The following is an 18,095-nucleotide window of genomic DNA, read 5'->3' as shown; positions in this document are numbered from 1 at the left end:
TTGAGTGGTGCAAATGTACAAATTAGATTGTAGAATTTAAACCTATAAAATTAGATTTTTTCAATAAAACCTATACAAATTAAGATCTCAGCATTCTTTAACACTATTGTTTCGAAAAATCTTATTAAAAGCTAGTAATCAAAATACCAGTTAAAAATATCTGAACGCAATCCAATACTAAACCAAGTTGTACTTTGCTTAAAAGTTGCGGCTGTTTCTTGCGTTGGATCAAAATTTCTATAGATTAGACTTCCAAACAACTTCAAGTTTGTCATTGGATTAATTAAATACCCTCCTTGTATATCAGCAATAAAAACATTTGTTTTATTTCCCTGCCCTATCTTGACGCCTGTATCATACGGACGTTTTACATCATAACTTTTATAAATATTCCCTCCATAATTATAAGAGTCTTCTACTGTATCAAAATCTAAACCTCTTGTTCCAACTGTAAATTTTGCATCGGCAAGCCAGCGCCCTTTATGATATCTTGCAATCGCAATAAGCTCTTTAAAGTTTCCGCCCCATTGATGCCCTACACTCTGATTGTTATGTCCGTAATTAGTAATAACAGCACTATGTGAGTATACGTAAGGACGAACGCGATTAAATTCAACCTGTACCAAAAGATCTTTTACATTAAACGCATTGAAATACTTTGCCCCAAATTGAAATCCGAATTTATTCTTCCAGCTTTGATTCCCAGCTCCTACATCAGAAACAGAAAATTCATCAATCAAGAATTGCGAATACAGATTTAAGCTGTTATTCCACTTGTATTTTCCTGTTATTCCTAAAAGAGCATTCCCACTCTTAGATGAAGAACCAAATTCTACTGCTCTGTAAAAAATAATCGGATTAATAAAATTAGCATCAAAACCTCTATTGTTCGAGTTTGTCCAAACAACAGATTCAAAAAATCCTAAGTTTAATCTATTTGAAACGTTCCAGCTCAAATAATGGTTTGCCATAAATTTTGTTGCATAGGTTCTTTCAGCCGTTACCTCTGGACGAACATCTTTCATCCACATATACGTATTGGTATACTTAATTTTCCAAAATTTTGTATTCAACTTAAAATAAGGATACGGACTTGCTCCATCGCTTTCTAATAAAGAACGATAACCATCCCCAATAAAATTTCGTCCATAACCTAATTGAAAATCAAAAATTTTACCTGGTGCAAAAGTAATGTTAGCATCTGCTAAAGGAAAATCGTATGCATCTGTTTTGAATCTTTTAGCGATTCCAATCCCTGGAATTATAGCTGGATTTCCTCCAGAAGGTTTAATTGATTCAGCATAATCATTAAAATATCCTGCAAATCTTCCCTGACTTTCAAAAAACGTAGTCGTAAAGTTAATTTGTTTTCCTAAACCTCCTCGAAAGTTTAGCGCTCTAGTATTCACATAAGTATAAGAAGCATCAAGATCTGAAGCTTTTCCTAATTGTAAATCCACAATAGGATTTAAAACAAACCAGTAATCTTCGCCCTGAATCTGTACTAGATTTTCATTCCACCATTTTCTTCCCAGCCAAGTCGAAGTTTTTTTCTGCAACGACTCATTAACTGCTCTTAAATTATAATATTTTGAAACCTCAGCATAAGTATAAGGCTTAGATGCCGTATGACTATTGCTTCCAACCTGATTCATCTCTGCATCAAATTGCGAATAGTAGCTATGTGAAAAAGGAATATTTAAATGACTATCAAATTCTGGATTTCGGTATTTTTTATACACAATACTATCCAATTCAGTCATTGGTTTAGCTGTTTGCTTTATTATTTCTGCTGCTGCCAAAGCTTCTGCTTCAAGTTGTGCTGCACTTTTTAGCGGAATATCGATCGATATCGTATATTTCGAATAAGTAGGTTTGCCGCTATAAGTTGATGGTTTTATTTTTGGAAAAGTTCCGAATACTCTTTTTGCTTCTTCAGACAATTCCTCGTTTTCTGCAGAAACATAAATAACTTTAAATTCTCCTTCTGCATTTACTTCAAAAAGCAATTTTACTGCTCCCTTATAATTGTTCTCTTTCAATTTTTGAGGAACCTGAAAATTGTTGAATACGAAATCCTGAACTTCTTTATAAAAACAGTTCTCCAATTTTTTGCCCTCTAGATTTTCGCAATTAGGAAAAACGGGAAATTTTTCTGTCGCAAAACCTGGCTGAACTGAAGAATTGCCATTTTGCTGTGCGGAAATAATAAAGAACGAAAAAATTAAAACAAGGGACAAAAAAAACTTATTCACTTAAAATTTGGGTATTTGTTTAATATTGATTTGGCGAAATTTCTCCGTTTGCAATTGTTTTTGCCGCAGAAGTACCGATACGTTTTACTCCTAACCGAATCATTTCTGCTGCTTCATCAAATGAGCGAACTCCACCTGCTGCTTTCACTAAAAGTGGCGAGGCATTTTCTAGCATCATGATTATTGACGGGACTGTTGCTCCATTTGGCAGGTTATTATCTGTTTGGTAAAAACCTGTCGAAGATTTCACAAAAACAGAGTCAAAATCATCTTCTTTAAAATTAGATACTACAACATGTTTTATCAAAGCAGATAGCTGCATAATTTCTTTATCTGTTAAGGCAGCAACTTCGATAATCCATTTTACTGTTTTATCGTTGGCCAATCCGATTTGTGTTCCAATTAAAATTTCTTTTTTAACCAAATCAAGATCACCGTTTTTGAACGCTTCATAATTACAAACAAAATCCAAATCGTCGGCTCCGTTTGCAATTGCTTCGTTTGCTTCTTTTATTTTGGCTTCAAGACTCGACTTTCCTTCAGGAAAATCGATTACGGTTCCAACCAACAAAACAGAATTGGCTTCGACAATCATTTTTTTCGCCATCGCAACATATTCTGGACGAATCATAATCAGTTTAAAACCTTCTTGAATTGCCTCGACAATTGCATTTTGGACCACAACAGCATTTTCTGCTTCCGAAAGACCAGCTTGCGATGCAGTTTTTAAATACGTGGAGTCTAAATATTGCTTTACATTCATTTTGATTGAAGTTGCAGAAAACCAGCACAAAAGTACATTTTAAATTGATAAAACATAGCTTTTTAACTGCTTGATTTTCTTGTAATAAAAAACCCACCGAAGTGGGTTTCTTGAATTATATTTTATCGATTTGCCTTTTAAATCCTATTGCCGAAAAAACTGCCACAAAGGCTCCAAGTGCATTTGCCAGAATATCTGTAACATCTGCAGTTCTTGTCACCGTAAGAGCACTTTGAAGAATTTCAATTGTAATTCCAAAAAAAACAGAGAATATAAACGAAATTAGATACGCTTTATAATCGTCTGAATCTTTTCCCTTTAATTCTTTTTTGAAAAACAAAATCCATGAAATTGTAAATCCAAAATGAAAACAGAAATGTACAATCTTATCAATACTCGGAAAACTAACTGCTGGTATATTACTAGAATCTGTCAGACAAAAATAGCCAATGATTCCAGAACAGAGAATTGCCCAAATTAATAATAGTTGTTTAGGCACCGATTAATTCTTTATAAGCCTGATCAGATAATAAAGTATCAATTTCTGAAGCATCAGCAATTTTTATTTTAATCATCCATCCAGCTCCATAAGGATCTGAGTTTACAGTTTCAGGAGCACTTTCTAAATCTTCATTAAAAGCAATGATTTCACCTGTTAACGGTAAAAATAAATCAGAAACTGTTTTTACAGCCTCAACCGTTCCAAAAACTTCGTCTTTTGAAAGTGTTTGATCTAAAGTTTCTACCTCAACATACACGATATCTCCTAACTCTTTTTGTGCAAAATGAGTAATTCCTACAGTCGCAACATCTCCTTCGATGCTAACCCATTCGTGATCTTTTGTGTACTTTAAATTTGCTGGTATGCTCATAATCGTTGTGTTTGAAAATTGATTGTTTAAAATTATAGCCACAAATGTAATAATCTTCTAATGAAATCTAGTTTAGAAACTCAAATTTAATTTCCGAAATTATAACGAAGTGTAAATCCTGATCTGATATTCGTTAGAGGGAAAGAAGTCGAAATAACTGCTTTCGAGAACGAATGATCATAATAGAATATTGCTGTTAAGTTTTTACTGAAAGCATAATCTGCCGTTAATTTTAAAGTCCAGATATTTTGTCCTGCTGCCAGCTGATTGTTATCGTAATCTAAATAGCGAACCAAGGTTTCATTATTTCGATATGAAAAATCGGCCTTTATGTTTATGTCACTTTTTATAATTCCAGTTGGATTATCTGCCAATCTTGACGAGATGATGACGTCTTTAAAACGATATCCTACTCCAACAACATATTCGATTCCTCTTACCTCTGTCAATAAGTTATTATCAAAACTCATAGACAAAGCACGGTCTTTTTTAACCTCTGTTAATATACGGAATGAATTTTTCAACTCAAAATCTACTCGCATCAGCGGGCTAAATTGCTCCACTAAGTTAACATTAGACATAATTGTTTTATTGAAGAAGTTCGTGTTCACATCTTGACCGCCTGGGTTCTCCAAGTAATCAAAATTAGATCTGAACTGGCTAATTGTATAGGATGCTCTATAATTATGCTGTAAAGAGAAACGTCTGAAATGATCTTTAAAATACTTATAACGCATTAAACCATTATATTTTACATTCCAGTTTGGAATAGGGAAACTTCTAAAAATACTTGTAGAACTGCTAGAAGCATTGCCTCCTGTATAGGCCGCCATAAATGAAGGCAACAGTACCGCTTGGTTACTTTTTGAGAAACCGATAGGATATCCTTCATTGGCTACATAAATTTTATAATTAGGATCTGTTTCAGCTGGAATTGGATTATTCGCATCTCCATATCTAGGAATCTCAACACCTGCACCATAATGTTGTTCTGCTAAACGGTTTGCTATCACCAAACGATTACTTCTAAAATCATCAAATGCTGCTGATTCTGTTTCCGTACTTGTTGAAAAAGCTGTTTTAATTAATACAGTCGAAATAGAAAACATTCCATAAGTATAAGGCGACAATGGCATATACTCTCCTGTATTTTGATCTACACTATATTGTTCAGATGAATTCTCAGAATAGGCTCTATCCATTGCCAAATCAATTTTTAAATCAGGTAATAAATCAACATTTGCTGTTACCTTCAGAAGTTTGTTGCTTACTTGAGTAAAGTTTTGATTAAAATTCTGATAACTAGTTAACCAACCATTTTTAGCCGCTTCAAAGCGCACATCATCCTGACTACCAAATACGAATCCTAATGAAGGTTTAGAGGAGCCAAAGAAACCTACTCCTGGAATATATCCTGGTAAAACGGTACCGCTATTCTTGGTATAGTTAATCTGAACATTTTTAACACTCGTCAAAACTCCAATTAAGCCATCGTAAAATGGATTACTGTTTGTAACTGGTTTAGCCGTATTTACAATTTTCTCTCCCGGTTTTGGCGGCGCTACTGGTTTTGGTTTTGCAGGCTTTCCTCCTGGAACCAGACCTAAATATTTATACAGTAAATTCATATTTAATGTAGTAGAAAGCGTATTCGAATTGGCATTTTGAACTGTATTTCCCAAATCCCATGAAACACCACTGTCATCAACATATTGAGAAAGCGCCGTTGACGATCTTTGCCAATTGTAATCTGCCGTATAGGAATAAGTTGCTTTTACAAAACTAAATATTGGAATTTTATTAATAGGAATATCATAGTTTAAAACCAATTGCTGCAAATGCTGATTTGGTATTCCTATGTCAAAATAATCGTCCCAAATATTAAAGTCTTCTTTTGGCGTATTATCATCATTCAAAAAGTTACGAACAATATTATTAGACGCTGCAGTATAATTTAATTTTAATGATTTGGTCAAATTAAATCCAAAACCATATTGATAATTAAATGCAAAATTTCTTCTGTAAAGGGGATCTAATCCAATACCTTCTACATCAACTTGTCTGTATTGCTGACGATTGCTTTGTCTTAAAATATTAGTATTAAACGAAACATTCGAAGGAAGATAGTTAATATTAAAGTCGCTTAACAATTTCCAATAATCACTCGTTTTCATGAATTTGGTTTGCTTAAACGGAACTACTTCTTTCGGTTGGAAAGTGTACGCATAGTTAACCGAAGTATTAGATTGTTCGTCTTCATAACTTTCAACTTCATAATCATGTCGCTCTACCTGATTATAAGATTGAGAAAACGTAAAGTTTTCAATATCATAAACATGAGGTTTTTGCTCTTGCGCTCTATCTTTTCTGACACCAATAAAATTGATACTTTTACGTTTAGTATAATCTACTGCACGTGTTCTAATGTTTTCTTTTTCTGTTGGGTCTGTTGTTTCAGCTAGTAATTGATCCAGCTTAATATCCTGATTAAATGGATCGTATTCTGGTGTAATAACCTCTTCTCCAATTGCATAATTGAAAGGAAGATTGATACCCCACTTAGATGGAAGCAATTTTCCTAAATTAATATTTGTCACAATATTATACTGCTGAATATCTTCACGATCTCTTTCATTGGCTCCTTGTTCAAGAGAACCAAAACCAATCGTGCTCTTTTTACCAGAAGCAGACAGAGTCATTAAATCGGCCATATTGGTATCAACATTCAATAATGCAGCCATACCTCCTTTATTCTCCAAGTCAGACATACGAAGTTCGTTGAACCAAACTTCTCCCAAAATATCTTTATGGTTTGCCGCACTTTTTACTCCGACCATTAAATTTCGAACCAATCCAAAATTCGGATTTCCTTTGATACCTAATCTTAATTTACTGTCACCATCACCACCAGATGGAATTAATTCAGGATCATCATCAGGATAATAAACGCCATTGATATCTCTTTTACCTGAAGTAGGATCTATCGACATCGCTTTAATTTTCATTGCTGTCAGTAAAGACAATGCTAAGTCAATATTATTTTCTTCAAGCCAAACCTGATCAGCGCTAATTGTACAAGATCCACCTGTGCTTGTTACTTTTAACGGAATCTCTACTTGATAAAAGTTCTGTGTAAAGTCATTACCAAAACGGATAAATCCGATCATTTCGTCATCTAAAAGCTGGCTTTCATTTGGAAGTGATTCTGCATGAAGGAACATTTTCAATTTTTTATACTGACGCATATCCACGCTTACATTTTTGAAAACAGCTCGAGAATCTTGATATTCTAATCCTGAACCTCCTATTCTAACTGCTAAAGACTGTTCATTTTGGTTGATAATTGTATTATTGTTGTACAGCTGCTCTCTCTGAACTCCAGGAGGAATAACATAATTTACCGGACATTTAGTTCCGTTTTCTTGGATATTTACTGCGGCAACATCAAATTGAGTTCCATCATCATCCGGATTTACATCATTTGCATCTAATGTCCCTGTATATTTTCTCCACTCGCCTCTTACCAAATCTAAAGCTCCAAAACGAACTGTCATTTGATCATTAAATCCTGTCATGAACATACGCATGAAACGAATCGATCTAAAATCACTAATATTTCCGATTGTATTTTGAGGTTTTGAAACTGGAATTTTAAACTGAATCCATCTTGCATTAGTTGAACCTCCATTTGGAAGTTCTACATTTTGAACTTCTCTAATATCTGTAATATAATTTTCTCCAACTTGCATACCTGGTCGTACATCAATACTATATTCATAATAGGCATTGATTGTACTCATCGTATTATCACGATTAATATCTTCCACATCTGGAAGTGTTGTTGAACCTCTATTTGGATCATCAACACTTACTGCAGAGTTTCCTTCTGTTCCGTTGTATTTTTTATAGCGCTCTAATACGCCGCCGTCTGTATTCAAAAAGTAAGTATAATTATCCGCCGCAGGATCCGGATCTCCTGCGTAATTGGTATAAATAGATCCCTCCCTTGCATCTGGTAAACCATCTAAACCAACATCTTGGTTTTTACGATTATCTGCATTTGTATCAAAAGCGTAAATTAGAGATTGAGATGCTGGCACATCTCCCCAAAGCGGTTGCGGATTTACCATTACCTGATCTGGCCCTAAACCATTTTCATATTGTTTTCTTCCATCTTTAAGAACGTCTTCCGAAACTTCCCCTAAATTGAAATAGATTTTTCCATTATTAGTTCCTTGAGCCTGACCTGTACCAACATAAGGGTCAAGTACCCAAAATTGAATATATTCGACATTACCTTGTTCAAAATTAGTTGAGTTCAAAGCACGCATAATTCCACCAAAATTAGCAGAAGGAACACTGGTAGCAAAATCAGGATTATTATTGTATGGCCCTCTATCAGATGGATAATATGTTAAATCTAGGGTGTTAATTACCTGAATTTGCCCTTGCGCAATATCAGTATTTGGATAAAGCTCTTTACTATAAATTCTTCTCGTTGTATTTAAAGATAAATCATCGTTTGAGATTCCAGATGGCTTATTAGTAAAGAAAATTGGATCGATACTGTACCAAGACAACTTTGCACGTTTATAACCATACTCTAATGTATTTGAACTAGCATTAAAAGTATTGTCTGTAGCAGAATTAATAAATGGAGTAGAAGCTAAACTCCACGCATAAGCAGACCTCATATCGATTGTAGTTTGCGTACCCTCAAAATCATCAATATAAATCGTAGCTTCACCTTCAAAATCACTTGCTTTTGGAGCATCTGGTTTTAAAAATGCAATTTCTCCACGAATCGAAAGGTTAGAAGGAACATCTGTATCGATATTAGGTAATTTATTAGCTAATCTGGTTAAAAATGGAACTTCTGTTGCATAATTTCCATTGAAACCAAAAATAGTATTATTTACAGACTCTTGTCCATAACTAGATTTTTGAGTAAATGGACGTTCTGTCATTTTCAAAAAAGTACCTCCAATAACAAATTTTTCAGAAATTTTATGTTCAATATTAAATCCCATAAATCTTCTTGTCTGCTGACCGAAGATAGAATTGTTTTCTAATGAAACTTCAATTGGTGTATTGGAAGCCTGAAGGGATGGATCTAAAATCTGCACTCTTCCTAATTGATAATCGACGCTATAATCAATACCTTCTACCAGAACACGTCCTGCTGCTGTTACTACCACAGATCCCTGGGGAACGTTGAACGCCCCGATTGGAATACCATTACTTCCAGAAGATTTATATTTTCCTCTTAATAAGAATTTATTTTTATCACTATCCTGCAACGCACCTGCCTGAGTATTTTTGTACATATTTCGGAACACATACTTCTTCTGATTCGCATTGTAGGTACTTGGATCATTATAGCTTTCTCCAGAATTAGTATTTAATTTTCTAAACAGCAGTTCTCCAAAAGGCTCTTTGGTGGTAAAAATAATTCTTGCATTCTGCACATCTACTGTTACCCCAGGAACATAATCAAAGAAACCGTCTCCTCCTGTCTGCGGATCATTATTGTAATTTAAACGGTCCAGATTAAAGACATTTAATAATGGCGTTTGCTCTATCTTATCATCTGGCGCAGGATTTGGAGGAAAAGTACTTCCTGTTGCTGGAGTAATATAATTTATCGGTGAAGGATCTGTGTAAAGAATATTAAGTCTGAAATCTTCTTGCTTGATTTGATAAGCTTGTGGAATTTGATACACGTTTTTCATCATCAAGTTCCAAACAGGATTTTGTACGTTTGTCAAACTACTTTTCAGCATTTTCAAAACCAAACTTTGTGTTACGATTGCCTGATTGGCATTGTTATTTCCTGTAACTACAGTTGCATCTACACCATCACTTCCGAACTCCCCTACTTGGTATGTTTTTCCACCAACAGTATATTCAAATGCAACCGCCAGAATTTCATCATTTGCCAAACGCTGCTGCAAAGAGATATAACCTAACTGTGCATTAAAAGTAAACTCGTTTGTGGTTAGTTTTCTAGCATTTTCTAGAACAGAATAATCTGTCCCTTCATTTGTATTAGCATTATTAAATCCAGATTTTGCTGTTACAATTTCTCTAATATTAGAATTTAAATAACTTCCTGGCTTGCCTATTGCAGCTGGATCGTATTTGTTATTTGTATTATCAGTTGGCGAATCTACAGGATTATTAAAGAAGCCTACTGGGTCTGTAATCACAACAACTTCATTATCTGGAACACCAGAAACCTGCCCTTCTCCTAAATCCTGAAGTGCAATTACGTTTCTTAAGTTATTATTTGATGTGCTTACCCTATTTTGCTTATTTGTTACCCAAACTTCGATTCGTGTAACTTGAACACGGCTATCAATTAATGGATAATTTTTAAGTGACGCATCGTACTTATTTCTGAAGTATTGTGACAAGAAGAAGTGTCGGTCATTATCATAGTCTAAAGCAAATAAATCGAAGTTCTGTACCGTTCCTCCACCTTCTGCGACTATACTTTTGGTTTGAGACTTCTGTTCTGAGAAGACTCCTGTTACGGTAGTCTTTCCAAATTGAAGCTGTGCTTTTACCCCAAACAAACTTTGCGCACCTCGAATCAAGGTACTATTTAAAGGCATACTCACATTACCCACCTCAACTTTCTGAACAATATCGTCTTCTGAAGGAGTATACGCTAGCTTAAATAAATTTTGAAAAGCGAATGTAGATTGTGTATCATAGTTGGCATTTACCTCCAAACGAGTTCCAATTTTTCCCATTAAACTCATACTGATTCTTTGATCAAAATCAAAAGTAAGGCTAGATCTATTTCTTGGCGAAAATGATGGATTATCTTGTTTGGTATAGCGCATACCCAAATCCATCTCTACTGATCCTGTGGGCTTTACATCTATGGTATTACTTCCAAAAATACTTTCGAATAAACTCGAATTGATGTAATACCTTGGCAATAAATCTTTTTTAGCAGCTTCGGCTCCTGCTTTTTTACCATCAATAGCATCCGATTTTTTTCTAAAATAATTTCTTCTTGCTTCTTTTAGAACTAAATCTTCATATTCTTTTGGAGTTAAAATTAAAGGATAATTGATAGAGAAACCATCTACCGAATTAGTATAAATATAACGATCTGTAATAGGATCATATCTATATGCTGAAAGCACGCTTGGTGGGTCTTCCAACTCTATCTTACCTACTGAAAACTGAGTTTTAGTTGTATCTTGTGCCGCCGGTGTAACCTGTGCCCGCAAAACATTACTGCAGAGTAATACCAGCAACAAAATACAAATTTTACGCATAGAATTCTTTTATATAAAATGAAATTTATAAGCTTTTTAAAGCTTTTTTGATAATTGTTTCAACAGTAGCCTCTGGATCTTCTTTAACTATTTTCTCAACTACTTTTTCTGAAGCTTTTCGAACAAAACCTAATACTTCTAGAGCAGATAACGCTTCATCTCGATTTCTATTGTTTTGAGCGGCAAAAACTTCATCTATATCATACAATTTAACAACTTTCTCCTTTAAATCAAGTATAACCCTTTGTGCTGTTTTGTTTCCAATTCCTTTAATGGACTGGATTGTGCCCACATCTCCTGATGCAATGGCATTTATAATTTGCTTTGGCTCGATAGAAGAAAGCATTGTTCTTGCGATTCCAGCTCCAATTCCTGAAACAGAAATCAGCATTCTAAAAATTTCTCGTTCGGATTTTTCAACAAAACCATATAAAGTATGCGCATCTTCTTTAATTTGAAGATGCGTATACAATTTTATATTTTCAGAATTTGGAATTAAGGAGAAGGTATGTAGCGATATATTCACCTGATAACCAACTCCACCACAATCAATTACAACTTCCGTCGGATTCTTTTCTACTAATCTTCCCTGCAAATGTGCTATCATAGATCTAATTTATTAGTATCAAATATAAACAAAATGCCATAAAACTACGACAATTTGTTCAATCCTTGTTGAAGGTTTATTGTGCTATTTTATTCTTTTTGATTTCTTTTTCCTGTGCATCAATAACGGCAATAGCTGCCATATTTACCATTTCTTCAACGCTTGCACCCAATTGGAAAATATGGACTGGTTTGCCCATACCCATCATAATTGGTCCAATTGAATTCACTTTATACAATTCTTTTAATAATTTATAAGTGATGTTTGCCGATTCTAAGTTAGGGAAAATCAAGGTATTTACTTTTTTTCCTGCCAATTTAGAAAACGGGAATTTCTCTTGAAGCATTTCTGGATTCAAAGCAAAATCTGCCTGAATTTCTCCGTCAACAATTAGATCTGGATGATTTTTATGCAAATAAGCTACTGCTTCTCTCACTTTTCCAGCGCTTTCGCTAGTTGAAGAACCAAAGTTTGAGAAAGACACCATTGCTATAACTGGCTCAATTCCAAACATTTTAGCTGTTTTTGAAGTCATAACAGCAATATTAATCAAATCTTGTGCAGACGGATTAATGTTTATTGCTGTATCTGATAAAAACATTGGCCCGCGAGAAGTAAGCATCATGTTTGCAGTTGCAATCAACGATGCATTTTGTGCTTTCGGAATTAATTGCATCATTGGTTTTACCACAGAAGGGTAACTTCTAGAATGTCCTGTAACCAAAGCATCTGCCTCGCCTTCGTTAACCATCATTGCAGCAAAATAATTTCTTTCGCGCATGAATTTTTCTGCATCTAATTTAGAAACTCCTCTTCTTCCTCTAGCTTCCCAAAAAGCTTTTGCAAACTTGTCACGTCTTGCGGCTTCCTCATCGGTTTTTGGGTCGATAATTTCTAGATCTGCATCAAAACCAAGTTCTTTTTTCAATTCTAAAATCTGCTCTTTGTTTCCTAATAAAATAGGAAATCCGATTCCGTCTTCGTAAACAATTTGAGCTGCTTTTAAAACGTTTAATTGATCTGCCTCTGCAAAAACAACACGTTTAGGATTTAATTTAGCACGGTTTGTAATTAAACGCACCATTTTGTTATCGTTACCCATGCGTTCGCGAAGCTTGTCTTCATAAGCTGCCCAGTCTGTAATAGGATTTTTCGCAACTCCCGATTCCATTGCGGCTTTTGCGACTGCAGGCGCCACAACAGTAATCAAACGTGGATCGAATGGTTTTGGAATGATATATTCTTGTCCGAAACCAAGTTTTGTTTCTCCGTAAGCTACATTTACTTGTTCTGGAACTGGTTCTTTTGCTAAAATAGCTAGAGCTTTTACCGCAGCCATTTTCATAGCCTCATTAATTTTTGTCGCTCTTACGTCTAATGCCCCTCTAAAGATATAAGGAAAACCTAAAACGTTATTTACCTGATTAGGAAAATCTGAACGTCCTGTCGCCATAATAACATCTTTACGCGTTTCTACGGCCAAGTTATAGTCGATTTCGGGATTTGGATTTGCCATTGCAAATACAATCGGATTTTCTTTCATCGTTAACAGCATCGCAGGCGACAAAATGTCTCCAGAAGATAATCCGATGAAAACATCAGCTCCTTTTACTGCTTCTGCTAATTCAATTTTAGGACCATCAATAGCGTATTTTAATTGCAAATCTGAAAGTGAAGGATTGTCTTTTGTTAAAAGGCCTTTACTGTTGTACATTAAAATGTTTTCTACTTTTACTCCCAAAGAAACATATAAATCTGTACAAGCAATTGCTGCAGATCCTGCACCAGAAACTACCATTTTTACATCTTCAGCTTTTTTTCCTGCCAATTCAAGGGCATTGATTAAAGCGGCTGAAGAGATAATTGCTGTTCCGTGCTGGTCATCGTGCATTACTGGAATATCCAATTCTTCGATCAATCTTCTTTCTATTTCAAAAGATTCTGGAGCTTTGATATCCTCAAGGTTAATACCACCAAAAGTTGGAGCAATATTTTTTACAGTCTGAATAAATTCTTCTACATTTTTAGTATCGATTTCGATATCAAAAACATCAATGTCAGAGAATATTTTAAACAATAGACCTTTTCCTTCCATCACTGGTTTTCCTGCTTCTGGACCAATGTCTCCAAGTCCTAAAACAGCTGTACCATTTGAAATTACGGCTACTAAATTTCCTTTTGCTGTATATTTATAAACGTCTTCTTTGTTTGCTGCGATTTCTAAACATGGTTCTGCAACTCCTGGTGAATAAGCCAATGATAAGTCTCTCTGGGTTGCATATTTTTTTGTTGGAACTACCTGAATTTTTCCTGGAGTTGGTTCTGCATGATACAGTAACGCTTCTCTTCTTTTACTCTCTTTGTTCATTTTTTTTAGCATTTATTCTAGCTTACAAAGATATAAGTCTTGTTTTAAAATGGCGTCTTTTTGTCGTTTTCTTTTCCTAAAATCTATTCGAATAAATAAAAAAAGCCCAATAGAAATTGGACTCGTTTGAATTTTTATCGTTTTTAGTTGCTATTTATTGAGAAATATAAGAATTCAAATGGTTGATCGTGTCTTTTTGAATTTCTATAATTGCCTTCACTACATCGCTGATTGAAATGATTCCTACCACGATTCCGTCTTCCAGAACAGGCAAGTGTCTTATTCTTTTTTCGCTCATAAGTTCCATACAATCTTCAAGATTATCTGAAAGTTTTACTGTAAAAACATTACTTTCCATAATCTCATGAACAAAAGTTTCTTTAGAAGATTTATCCTTCAGAACAATTTTTCTCGCATAATCTCTTTCCGATAATATTCCTTTTAAAACATTATCATCGATAATTAAAATTGCTCCAATATTTTTTTCTCCCATAACTTTTAACGCATCATAAACCGTTAAATTGGAGAGAATAGAATAGACATTTCTTCCTTTTGCTTTAAGTATTTGATCTACAGTCATAATGAAAAATTTTTAGGATTATAAAGTTATAATAAAAAGCAACACGATCTGCAACGAAAACGATTTATTAAAACTATAACTTATTCATTTTAAATATAATAACCCCTAAATTCAATTTTTAATATTATAATGCAAAAAATGAAATCGCTAAGAATTGTTTTTTGAGAAATATTAGATTTTTTAACTTTTACCGAGGTTTACCGACCTACCGACTTAAACTCCTAGCGGAGTTGTTATTGGTATATTTATTTTTTCTACGAAATAAAAATCAGGTGTTCCCTTGGAACACAACTCAAAAACAATACATTCTACCAACCATAAAACTCTTAGCGGAGTTATTTTGCACATACTAAAAAACCCTTTTCTAAAATTTAGAAAAGGGTTTTTCATATACTTTAATTAAAAGCCATTTACATTGCCACAATAATAAATTCGCTTCGTCTGTTTTTCATGTGTTCTTTTTCTGAACATTTTACTCCGTCAGCACATTTGTTAACCAATTGCGTTTCTCCGTAACCTTTGGCAGATAATCTGTCTTCGGTTATTCCTTTTTGAACCAACCAGTTTTTTGTTGATTGTGCTCTTTTTTCTGAAAGAATCTGATTGCTTTCTGTAGAAGAACGACTGTCTGTATGCGAACGAATATCAAGTTTCATGGTTGGATAATCGTTTAAAAGATTCACCACTTTCATTAATTGTGGTTCTGATGTCTTTTTAATCGTTGCTTTACCCAAATCAAAGAAATTCATTGGAAGGTTTAACAATTTCGCAATATCTACTCCAACTCGTATAGATTCCAACTTCACGGGACTAATAGCCACTTTTTTGATTGCTACCGCTTTTGTCGCAAGTGGTTTGAACACTTTATTTAATGCAATCAATTGTGTTGTTTCTCCTTTTTCTTTGTTAATTGTTACTGCAACTTCTTTGGCATTGTAATCGTTTTTAGCAGTTCTAATCGTGTATTTTTTACCACATCTTAAATCAGGAAAAACATAATTTCCTTTTTCGTCTGTAGTGATTGTTCCAACTGGATCGAATTTTTCATTAAACAAAGTCAGAGCAGTATTTGCCAAGATTTCGTTTGACTCTGCATCGGTAACGGTTCCTGATAAATTTTGTTCACAGATTAGTCTTCTTGTTTCTGTAAATCTGTAAATATCATCCATACCTTGTCCGCTATCTCTGTTTGAAGAAAAATAACCGCTTCTGCTTTGACTATTTATACTGAAAGCAAAATCGTCTTGCTTGCTATTTACAGGTTCTCCAACATTTAGAACATCATCATAAGTTCCGTTTGCTTTTATGCGACAAGCAAAAATATCCAGTCCGCCAAGACCTGGACGCCCGTCAGAGGCAAAATACAATTCGTTTTCTCCAGAAATAAAAGGAAAAGTTTCTCTCGCTTCTGTATTAATAGCCGGACCTAAATTTTCTGGTGTGCCAAAAGTTCCGTCATTATTAATTGCAACTTTATAAATATCAGATTGTCCTAACGTTCCCGGCATATCTGATGCAAAATAAAGTGTTTTTTCGTCTACGCTTAAAGCTGGATGTGCCGTGCTGTATTGATCGCTATTGAACGGAAGTTCTACAACATTTTTCCATTCGTTATCGATAAATTCTGCTTTGTATAACTTTAATAACGTTACATTTTTGTCATTGCTTCGTCTTTTACCGTCTGTAAAATTATTTCGGGTAAAATACATTGTTCGTCCGTCTTTTGTAAAAATCGGACTTGACTCATTGAAATTGTCTTTTTTTCTTTTTACTAAAAGTTGCGGTTTTCCAACGCTTCCGTCTGGCATTAAATCTGCCGCGTATAATCTAGAGAAAGATCGGTTTGTCCATTGAAAATTGGCTTTTACCACTCCGCCTGTATCGCGCGCAGAAGTAAAAACGATTTTATTGTTGTAAACAGCGCTTCCGTAATCTGAATAGCGAGAATTAACTCCAGCATCAGCAATTTGAAATCTACCTGAGTTTTCTTTTATTTCTTCTAAATAATTTTTGTCGCTTCTTATAAGATCTGCTCTTTTTTCTGCAGTTGCTTTCTGATTGAATTTCTGCAAAATCTCATCAGACTTACGATAATCTCCCGTCGATTTTAACGATTGTGCATATCGGTATAAATATTCAGCATCTTGGCTTTCGTTTATCACAAATAATTGTTCGTACCATTTTAATGCTTTTTTTAACTCTCCATTAAAATAATAGGAATTGGCTAAACGCTGAATTACACCTTCATTGGTTGTTTGGTCATTTACTAAAGTTTCGTATACTTTTATGGCATCCGCGTAAGCGTACTCTTCGTATTTTTTATCTGCATACTTTATGTTCATTGTAGTAAATGGGTTTTGTGCATTTACATTGAAAACAAAACTGAACAGTAAAACAATTAAAATTAATTTTCTAGCTTTCATAGGTTGAATTAAAAGAATCTTGGAGATATCATTTTATTATAATTATTGAAGAATTCGAATCTTAGGAAAATCTCGTGAGATCCAGAATTGTATTTTCTTAATTGTGTAGTTTCATGATCGTAACCATAACCTATATACATTCCTTTTGTAACCTGAAATCCTGCCATTGCACTAACAGATGCACTCCAACGGTAAGCTAGTCCTAAAACAAATTTATCATTAAACATAAAATTCCCCGAAACATCTACCTGCAAAGGAGCTCCTTCTACTATTTTGGTCATCAAAGCTGGTTTGAATTTTATGTATTCTAAACGATCTAGATTAAATACGTAACCTGCTATTAAATAATAATTGATTTTTTCCTTGAAAATAGCCACATCATCTGAGTCATAACGGTTGGTTTCGATAAAATTGGGAACCGATAATCCAACATATGCTCTATCTGAGTGAAAATAAAGTCCGGCTCCAACATTTGGCGAGAACTTATTTTTAAGATTCTGAAACTGCGGATCGTCTTGATCTTCATAACTCAATTTATTGATATCGATATTGAAAAGATTGGCTGTTCCTTTTATACCGAAAGATAAATTCCAAGTGTCTGAAGTTGGAATTGTATAGGATAAATCTGCCGATAACGTATTTTCTACCGTTGGCCCGATTTTATCATTTACTAACGAAACACCAAGTCCTAAATCACTATTCTTTAAAGGTGTATTAACAGAAAATGTACTCGTTTCTGGCGCTCCATCTAACCCAATCCATTGTGTACGATACAAACCAAAAACGCTTAAAGCTCCTCGTGAACCTGCATACGCTGGATTGACTTCGATTGTGTTATACATGTATTGCGTATACTGCGCGTCTTGCTGCGCATGCGACACAATCGAAAAAAACATAAAAACTAAAATTAACTTTTTCATTTATTAAGCTTT

At 34.3% G+C, this 18,095-nt stretch carries 10 protein-coding genes; all 10 read right to left on the bottom strand.

From position 1 onward, the window contains the following. Nucleotides 1-131 precede the first annotated feature (131 nt). Nucleotides 132-2,255, bottom strand: coding sequence for a gliding motility protein RemB (locus ABTV69_RS08090; protein ID WP_433835247.1), 2,124 nt, complete (start codon nucleotides 2,253-2,255; stop codon nucleotides 132-134). Between the two features lie 19 nt (nucleotides 2,256-2,274). Continuing rightward, nucleotides 2,275-3,018, bottom strand: a complete 744-nt coding sequence (gene deoC, locus ABTV69_RS08085; protein ID WP_433835245.1) for a deoxyribose-phosphate aldolase — start codon at nucleotides 3,016-3,018, stop codon at nucleotides 2,275-2,277. A 115-nt stretch (nucleotides 3,019-3,133) separates the two neighbouring features. Further along, a complete protein-coding gene (locus ABTV69_RS08080; protein ID WP_433835243.1) occupies nucleotides 3,134-3,517 on the bottom strand; it encodes a VanZ family protein in 384 nt (127 codons plus the stop codon). Beyond that, nucleotides 3,510-3,890, bottom strand: a complete 381-nt coding sequence (gene gcvH, locus ABTV69_RS08075; protein ID WP_095927914.1) for a glycine cleavage system protein GcvH — start codon at nucleotides 3,888-3,890, stop codon at nucleotides 3,510-3,512. Before gcvH ends, ABTV69_RS08080 begins: the two co-directional genes overlap by 8 nt. A gap of 86 nt (nucleotides 3,891-3,976) precedes the next feature. Further along, complete coding sequence (sprA, locus tag ABTV69_RS08070; protein WP_433835241.1) at nucleotides 3,977-11,185, bottom strand: cell surface protein SprA; 7,209 nt, start codon at nucleotides 11,183-11,185, stop codon at nucleotides 3,977-3,979. A 25-nt stretch (nucleotides 11,186-11,210) separates the two neighbouring features. Continuing rightward, complete coding sequence (gene ruvA / locus ABTV69_RS08065; RefSeq protein ID WP_433835239.1) at nucleotides 11,211-11,792, bottom strand: Holliday junction branch migration protein RuvA; 582 nt, start codon at nucleotides 11,790-11,792, stop codon at nucleotides 11,211-11,213. Nucleotides 11,793-11,868: 76 nt separating this feature from the next. Next, nucleotides 11,869-14,160, bottom strand: coding sequence for an NADP-dependent malic enzyme (locus tag ABTV69_RS08060; protein ID WP_433835237.1), 2,292 nt, complete (start codon nucleotides 14,158-14,160; stop codon nucleotides 11,869-11,871). Nucleotides 14,161-14,314: 154 nt separating this feature from the next. Then, entirely contained in the window at nucleotides 14,315-14,740 is a 426-nt protein-coding gene (locus tag ABTV69_RS08055; protein ID WP_433835235.1) for a CBS domain-containing protein, read from the bottom strand. A gap of 410 nt (nucleotides 14,741-15,150) precedes the next feature. Then, complete coding sequence (locus tag ABTV69_RS08050; RefSeq protein WP_433835233.1) at nucleotides 15,151-17,163, bottom strand: OmpA family protein; 2,013 nt, start codon at nucleotides 17,161-17,163, stop codon at nucleotides 15,151-15,153. A gap of 8 nt (nucleotides 17,164-17,171) precedes the next feature. Then, a complete protein-coding gene (locus ABTV69_RS08045) occupies nucleotides 17,172-18,083 on the bottom strand; it encodes a PorP/SprF family type IX secretion system membrane protein (protein ID WP_433835231.1) in 912 nt (303 codons plus the stop codon). Between the last annotated feature and the right edge of the window lie 12 nt (nucleotides 18,084-18,095).

It is taken from the genome of Flavobacterium anhuiense, assembly GCF_050990855.1.
Classification (GTDB): Bacteria; Bacteroidota; Bacteroidia; order Flavobacteriales; family Flavobacteriaceae; genus Flavobacterium; species Flavobacterium anhuiense_C.
Note: the sequence above shows the minus strand (reverse complement) of the source record. Positions and strands in the feature narration are given on the sequence as shown.